Raw genomic sequence first — 6,785 nt, 5'->3', positions numbered from 1 at the left:
CGGCGAGCGCCATGCCAGCCTCGACGGCGCGGCGCCCGGCATCGAGGTCGTCGGGGGAGCCGGTCAGGGCCCCCAACGTCACGAGGGCGCCGGCGAGAGCGGACTGGCCGGACGGTTCGGCGTTGTCCGCGCCGCTGCGCGGACGCAGGAACAGCTGCTCGGCGTCCGAGGCGGTGTCGTGGAACCCCCCGTCCTCGGCAGCGAAGCGGTCCCGGGCCTGCGCGAGCAACCGCTTCGCAACGGCGAGCCACCGCGCCCCACCGGTCGCCTGGTGGAGCGCGAGCAGCCCCTCGGCGAGGTTGCCGTGGTCATCCGCCACACCGGTCGCCTCTCCGACCTTGCCTTCCCTCGAGGCACGCCGAAGCTGGCCGTCGACCACATGCAGATCGAGCACGAGGTCCGCACAGCTGGCGGCGGCAGTGACCCAAGCGGGCTCCTCGAGGATCGCGCCGGCCTCGGCGAGAGCGGCGATGGCAAGGCCATTCCACGACGTCACGACCTTGTCGTCCCGCGCAGGTTGGGGGCGCTCGGCCCTGGCCCGGGCGAGCCGGGAGCGCACATCGGCGAACCAGGCTGGGTCCTCGGGATCGGTGCGGAGCTGGAGCGTCGAGGTGCCGTGTTCGAACGTGCCGCCGTCGGTCACCGAGAACAGCCGTGCAGCCCGGGCCCCGTCATCCTGGCCCAGCACCTCGACGAGCTCTCCGGGGGTCCAGACGTAGGTCAGGCCCTCAACGCCGTTCGTGTCGGCGTCGAGCGAGGAGGCGAACCCGCCCTCGGCCGTGCGCAGCTCATCGAAGAGAAACGCAGCGGTCTCGCGAACAACCTTCTCCGCCAAGGGCTTGCGAGTCAATCGCCACCAGTGGGCGTAGACCCGTAACAAGAGGGCGTTGTCGTAGAGCATCTTCTCGAAGTGCGGCACGACCCAGTTCGCGTCGACGGAATAGCGCGCGAAGCCACCGCCGACCTGGTCGTACATGCCGCTGCGGGCCATCGCCTCGAGGGTCCGGTCCGCCATGGCGACCGACCCGTCGTCACCGGTCCGGGCATGGTGTCGCAGGAGGAACTCGAGCACCATCGACGGCGGGAACTTCGGCGCCGTCCCGAATCCGCCTGCGGCCGCGTCGAACTGACTCGACAACACGGAGACCGCACGATCGAGATCAGCGAGCTCAGCGGCATACGGCTGAGGGCTGCCGACCGCCTCGCGAAGGGCGCCGGCGATGTGAAGGCCGGAGGCGCGTACCTCGTCCTCTCGCGTGCGCCAGGCCTCGTCGATGGCGTCGATGACGCGGAGGAAGTGGTCGCGGGGGAAGTAGGTGCCGGCGAAGAAGGGTTGTCCGTCAGGAGTGAGGAAGACGGTCATCGGCCACCCGCCCTGGCCCGTCAGGGCGGTGACGGCGGACATGTAGACCGTGTCGATGTCGGGCCGCTCCTCGCGATCCACCTTGACGGAGACGAAGCGGTCGTTGAGCGCGCGGGCCACCTGCTCGTCCTCGAAGGACTCGTGCGCCATGACGTGGCACCAGTGGCAGGCTGCATAGCCGACCGAGAGGAGGACCGGAACGTTGCGCTCCCGCGCCTCGGCGAAGGCCGCCTCACCCCACTCCTGCCAGTGGACCGGATTGTCCCGGTGCTGGAGGAGGTACGGGCTGGTGGCCGTGCCGAGTCGGTTGCTCATCACCCCACGCTAGGCGATGGCCCAGGGGTCACCTCGCGAGTCGCGGACACGACAGCTGCCGTCGTCGAGACGTCAGTCGTTCATCGCCTTGATGATCATGACCGCCAAGCTGACGCGGTCGCGCGCCGACGGGTCGTCGGCGACCCCGAGCGCGTTGTCGGCCTCGCGCACGATGGTCCACGCTCGCGCGCGCCCCTCGTCGAGGCCCCCTCGCTCACAGATGATCTCGAGACGTCGGCGGAGGGACCAGCGCACCTGCGAGCCGGTGCCGAGCTCGTCGGCGCGGTTCCAGAGGGCCGGCGCGACCTCGAACGCCGGGTCGCCGGCCATCGGCTTTGGGTCGATCGCGAGCCAGGGCGCGCGCTCGGCGGCCAGGACGTTCGCGTAGTGCAGGTCCGTGTGGAGCAGGCGCTCCTCGGACGGCGGCCGGGCGACGAGCTCACGGGCCAGGGCGGCCGCCTGGTCGAGGTAGCGCCGTGGGATGACTGGCGGCGCGGCGTGCAGCTCCAGCGCCTGCCGCGCGGCGTAGTCCGTGAGGCGCGGGACGCGCGGGTGCGGTGGCCTGCGCAGTGTCGAGAGGAGATCGCCGATGACGGCGCACGCGTCGTCGATGGGCACGTCCGTCAGGTCCCGGGTGCCGAGGCGCTCCAGCAGCAGCGCGAAACGGGCCGGGTCCGCCCGGACGAGCCGGACGGCGCCGTGCCCGTTCCAGGTCTGGAGTGCGAGGGCCTCCGTGGCCGCCTCCGGATGCGGCCAGGACACCTTGAGGACAGCCGGGTCGCCGGTCCGAAGGACCCGGACGGGGATCACGACGGAGCAGAAGCCGCTCATGCTGCGGCCTGTGGGCTCGAGCTCCCACTCGTCCAGCAGGTCCCCGAGCAGCCCGGGAAGCGCCTGTAGCCAGTCCTCGCCGGAGACGTAACCATCCGGCTCGAAGCTCGCGATGTGATGGGCAAAGTGCAGCGGGATGAGGTCGATCACCGGTCGGGCTGCTCCATCCCGGGGAACGCGACCGGAGCGAGACCCCACGTGTCCGCCGCGAGCTGGATCGCGGCGACCCACCGCGCCACGTCGTCGAGCGACTCGGTGGTCGGCGCTGCGCCGAGGACCTCACCGAGGCCGCCGACGGCACGCTGCAGCACGGTGTCCCCGAGGCGGCGGGCGCTGCGCTGGTCGGTCACGGGGAAGGGAAGGGACCATCCGCTCGCCGCGTCGTCGCGCCCGACGAGTCGCTCGAGGCCGCGCAGGCGCTCCAGGGTGCCCAGGGCCTGACGGCGCTGGGTCCCTGAGGACTGCGCCGCCACCACCTCGAAGGCGTAGACGAGCGGGGACGTGCGCTCGGCGAGCTGCGGCCGCACGGGGCTCGTCTCGGCCGCGGGCGCGGTCTCCGCTCCAAGTCGCTCTGCAGAGGCGAAGATCGTGCCGTATGCCGCTGTCAGCAGTTCCCGCGTCTCCGCGGTCGCGCTCGTCGTGGCCTCCAGGTGGGCGGAGGGCAGGTCGGCCAGCCTCTTGCGGAGCTCTCCGACCGGGAGCTTCCCGGCTGCCGGAGCCGTGCTCGGCGCCGAGGTGATCTCCTCGGTGGGCACCCCCTCGTTCGTCAGACGGCCGACCAGCACCGTCCGCAGCTCGGTGAGCAGAGATCGGGACTGCTTCAGAACGGCTGGCTTGGAGGCAGCCGGCCACGCTCGGAGGAGCGCATCGAGGTCCCGGACGACGCCGATGACCAGGGCCTCGTCGGGTGCGCGGCGTCTGGTCGGGACCGGCGGCGGAGGCTGCGGTAGATCGAGGCGCAAACCGCAGCCGGCGACTGCCCCCAGCAGGGCGGCGCCGCCCCCGACGAGGAACAGGCGGCGAGTCGTCGACACCGGCGGGAGGTGCACCCGGGACCCGTGCGCCCGGGTGTCGCCATCCATGGGTCAGATCCTCCCACGGGACGTGCGGCACCCGGCGCGCGGCTAGAGTGGTTCCACGCGGCGCGCATCCGAGCTGGTCTGCGCCGGGATTCGAGAAGAGCAGGAGGTGTGGGCGATGAGCACGGCCGAGCAGATCAGAGCCACCATCGAGCCCGCTCTCGCGCCGCTCGGGCTCGTCATCGAGGACGTCACCATCAGCCCGGCCGGCAAGCGCAGGGTTGTCCGCGTCCTCGTCGACACAGACATCGCCAACCTGGATCCAGCCGACACGTCCAGCCCCGTGCCGCCCATCTCCCTCGACGACGTCGCCGACGCGACTCGTGTCGTCAGCGACCGTCTCGACGACTCAGACGTCATGGGCCGGGCGCCCTACGTCCTCGAGGTCAGCTCGCCGGGCATCGGCCGCGCCCTGAAGTCCCGTGACCAGTTCCGCCGCCAGGTCGGTCGGCTCGTCGAGGTCGTCCACGAGGGTGGCTCGGACACGGGCCGACTCACCGAGGTGGGAGCGGATCGCCTGACTCTCGCCATCCCGGCCACCAAGAAGGCTGCCGCCCGCATCGAGGGGATCGAGCTGGACTCGGTCCAGAGGGGCACGGTGCAGGTCGAGTTCAAGCGGCCGGACGACGCAGGCTCGTCGGCTCCCGACGCCGCTGACACGGATGCCGGGCTCGCCGGCTCGGAGGAGGACCACTGATGGACATCGACCTTGCTGCCCTCCGAGCCCTCGAGCGGGAGCGGGACCTCAGCCTCGATGTGCTCATCCCCGCGATCGAGCAGGCCCTCCTCGTCGCCTACCACCGGACCGAGGGCAGTTACCGCCTGGCCCGGGTCGAGCTCGACCGCAAGACCGGCCACGTCATCGTCTGGGCGCGCGAAGAGGGTGAGCTCCTGCCGGCGGAGGAGGGCGAGCGCGCCGAGCGTGGCGAGCCGGGTCCGGAGTTCGACGACACCCCGGAGGGCTTCGGTCGGATCGCCGCGTCGACGGCCCGTCAGGTGATCGTCCAGCGCCTGCGCGACCTGGAGGACGAGGCGATCCTCGGCGACTTCAAGGGCCGCGAGGGCGACGTCATCTCCGGCATCATCCAGCAGAGCCAGGACCCCCGGAACGTCCTCGTCGACTTCGGCAGCGTCGAGGGGATCCTCCCGCTCGCCGAGCAGGTGCCGGGGGAGCGGTACGTCCACGGCGAGCGCCTCCGCTGCTATGTCGTCAGCGTCAAACGGGGCCCGAGGGGGCCGCAGGTCGGGCTGTCCCGGACGCACCCCAACCTCGTCCGCACCCTCTTCAAGTTCGAGGTGCCGGAGATCGCGGACGGCACGGTCGAGATCGCCGCCCTCGCTCGGGAAGCCGGCCACCGGACGAAGATCGCGGTCCACTCAAAGGTGCCGGGCGTCAACGCCAAGGGCGCCTGCATCGGCCCGATGGGAGCCCGGGTCCGCGCCGTCATGACGGAGCTGCGGGGCGAGAAGATCGACATCGTGGACTACTCGGACGAGCCGGCCGCGTTCGTCGCCGCTGCACTCTCGCCGGCGCGGGTCCAGTCAGTCGAGATCGTCGACGCCGCCGCCCGCACGGCGAGGGTGATCGTGCCCGACTACCAGCTCAGCCTCGCGATCGGCAAGGAGGGCCAGAATGCCCGCCTCGCCGCCAAGCTCACCGGCTGGCGCATCGACATCCGCCCGGACACCGAGGCCCCCGCTCGGATCGAGTGAACAGCTTTCGGGGACGCGGCTTCGCCGCGGGACCGAAAGCTGTTCACTCGTTCAGAGCCTGCGCTGGCCCGTAGTGCGCTCGGCATCCCGCCACGCGCGAGCCCTCCCTGATCGCGCGGCCCTACGGGGCGGCCGCCTCCCTTGGCTCGGTGTCCGCGACCTACGCGAAGTCCTCCGCCGAGTAGAGCGGGCGGATCTCGACGACACCGTTGCGGACGGGAGAGCGGCAGGCCCACTGGATCGCCTCGTCGAGCGAGGAGACCTCCCAGATCTGGTAACCGGCGACGATCTCCTTTGTCTCGGCGAACGGCCCGTCGAGCACCGAGGACTCGCCCTCCTCGTCGAACGCCACCCGCTTGCCCGCCGAGCTCGGCTTGAGGCCAGCGCCGTCAACGACCACACCGGCGGCAACGAGTTCCGCTGTGAAGGCCTCCATGGCGGCGAACTCCTCGGGCGTGGGCAGGTCCCCGCGCTCGGTCTCCTCGGTGGCCTTGCCCAGAACCATGAATCGCATGACGCTGCTCCTTCGTCGCCCAGAGCCGACCCGACGTTGGCGGACCTTCTCAACCCTGACCACTATTACGTCGAACGGCAAGGCGCGATCCTGACAGCTCCGATCATCGGGAGGAGCAGGAGCCCGCGAGGGCCCGAGGACCAAGCTCGGCGGCATACGGGTTAGACTGTTCTGTGGCCGACCGGACTGGACTCCGCGCCGAGCCGTCCCGCACCTGTGTGGGATGTCGAGGAACGGATAGCTGGTCGGCTCTGCTGCGAGTGGTCGCGGCGAAGGACGCAGATGCACCGGGAAGCACCCCGGTTCACCTTCGGCCGGACCCGGGACACCGACTGCCGGGGCGGGGTGCGTGGCTGCATCCCCGACCCGAGTGTTTCGAGCTGGCAGTGCGCCGCAAGGCGTTCGGACGTGCCCTGCGCCTGCAGGCGCCGGTCGACATCAGCGCGGTGGCACAGCAACTCGGGATCCAGCACCCGTAGCAGCACGAGATCGGTCGTCACCCGACGGCCGTGCACCACACGTCAACGAACCAAGGCGGGTCAAACGCTATGAGCCTCCGATGAGTCCTCAGCGATGAGCAAGCCCCAGCAATAACCCACGGTTCGGCCTCCTGTCAGGTCCGGACCAAGACAGGAGAAATGTGGCCAAGGTCCGGGTCTACGAGCTCGCGAAAGAGCTCGGAGTCGAGAGCAAGGTTCTGCTCGCACACCTGAAGAGCCAGGGAGAGTTCGTCCGGTCGGCGTCGTCGACCATCGAGCCCCCTGTCGTCCGCAAGATCAAGGAAACGTTCCCGACGGAGCTCCGCTCCGGAGCCGATGGCAAGGTCGCGGCCAAGACGGCCGCCAAGGCTTCGACGGCTCCCAGCGGTGCCCCTGCAGCGAAGGCGACGGCGCCGTCCGCACCCGCGGTCAAGGCAGCGCCTGCCGCGCCCACCCCGAGTCGTCCCGCACCCGCGGTGCCGGCTGCTCAG

At 70.8% G+C, this 6,785-nt stretch carries 8 protein-coding genes; 4 read left to right on the top strand and 4 right to left on the bottom strand.

Translation table 11 applies throughout. The annotated features are described in order from the left end of the window. The 3 genes from VIR15_RS16365 to VIR15_RS16355 all read right to left on the bottom strand — a co-directional run. Positions 1-1,678: thioredoxin domain-containing protein (locus VIR15_RS16365; RefSeq protein WP_331929645.1), on the bottom strand; the 1,678-nt coding region annotated here is incomplete at its 3' end. A gap of 72 nt (positions 1,679-1,750) precedes the next feature. Beyond that, positions 1,751-2,659, bottom strand: a complete 909-nt coding sequence (locus VIR15_RS16360; RefSeq protein WP_331929643.1) for an aminoglycoside phosphotransferase family protein — start codon at positions 2,657-2,659, stop codon at positions 1,751-1,753. Next, on the bottom strand, positions 2,656-3,591 hold the full coding sequence (locus VIR15_RS16355) for a hypothetical protein (protein ID WP_331929641.1): 936 nt from the start codon (positions 3,589-3,591) through the stop codon (positions 2,656-2,658). Before VIR15_RS16355 ends, VIR15_RS16360 begins: the two co-directional genes overlap by 4 nt. 115 nt (positions 3,592-3,706) lie before the next feature. Between VIR15_RS16355 and rimP the strand changes: the two genes are divergently transcribed. Both rimP and nusA read left to right on the top strand, forming a co-directional pair. Next, entirely contained in the window at positions 3,707-4,285 is a 579-nt protein-coding gene (rimP, locus tag VIR15_RS16350; RefSeq protein WP_331929639.1) for a ribosome maturation factor RimP, read from the top strand. Further along, positions 4,285-5,301 (top strand): transcription termination factor NusA, encoded by a 1,017-nt coding sequence (gene nusA, locus VIR15_RS16345; RefSeq protein WP_331929637.1) that lies wholly within the window; start codon positions 4,285-4,287, stop codon positions 5,299-5,301. Before rimP ends, nusA begins: the two co-directional genes overlap by 1 nt. Positions 5,302-5,461: 160 nt before the next feature. Here the strand turns inward: nusA and VIR15_RS16340 are convergent, their stop codons facing one another. Next, the gene (locus VIR15_RS16340) at positions 5,462-5,815 is read right to left on the bottom strand and encodes a YciI family protein (protein WP_331929635.1); all 354 of its coding nucleotides are present in this window, start codon (positions 5,813-5,815) and stop codon (positions 5,462-5,464) included. A gap of 173 nt (positions 5,816-5,988) precedes the next feature. Between VIR15_RS16340 and VIR15_RS16335 the strand changes: the two genes are divergently transcribed. Continuing rightward, the gene (locus tag VIR15_RS16335; protein ID WP_331929633.1) at positions 5,989-6,294 is read left to right on the top strand and encodes a YlxR family protein; all 306 of its coding nucleotides are present in this window, start codon (positions 5,989-5,991) and stop codon (positions 6,292-6,294) included. Positions 6,295-6,455: 161 nt separating this feature from the next. Continuing rightward, positions 6,456-6,785, top strand: a 330-nt coding sequence (locus VIR15_RS16330; protein WP_331929631.1) for a translation initiation factor IF-2 N-terminal domain-containing protein, incomplete at its 3' end; no start/stop codon positions are given.

Origin of the sequence: Intrasporangium sp., from assembly GCF_036566125.1 — a bacterium.
In the GTDB taxonomy this organism is placed as follows: Bacteria; Actinomycetota; Actinomycetes; order Actinomycetales; family Dermatophilaceae; genus Intrasporangium.
The sequence above is the reverse complement of the archived record's forward strand: the minus strand, read 5'-3'. Positions and strand labels throughout refer to the sequence as shown.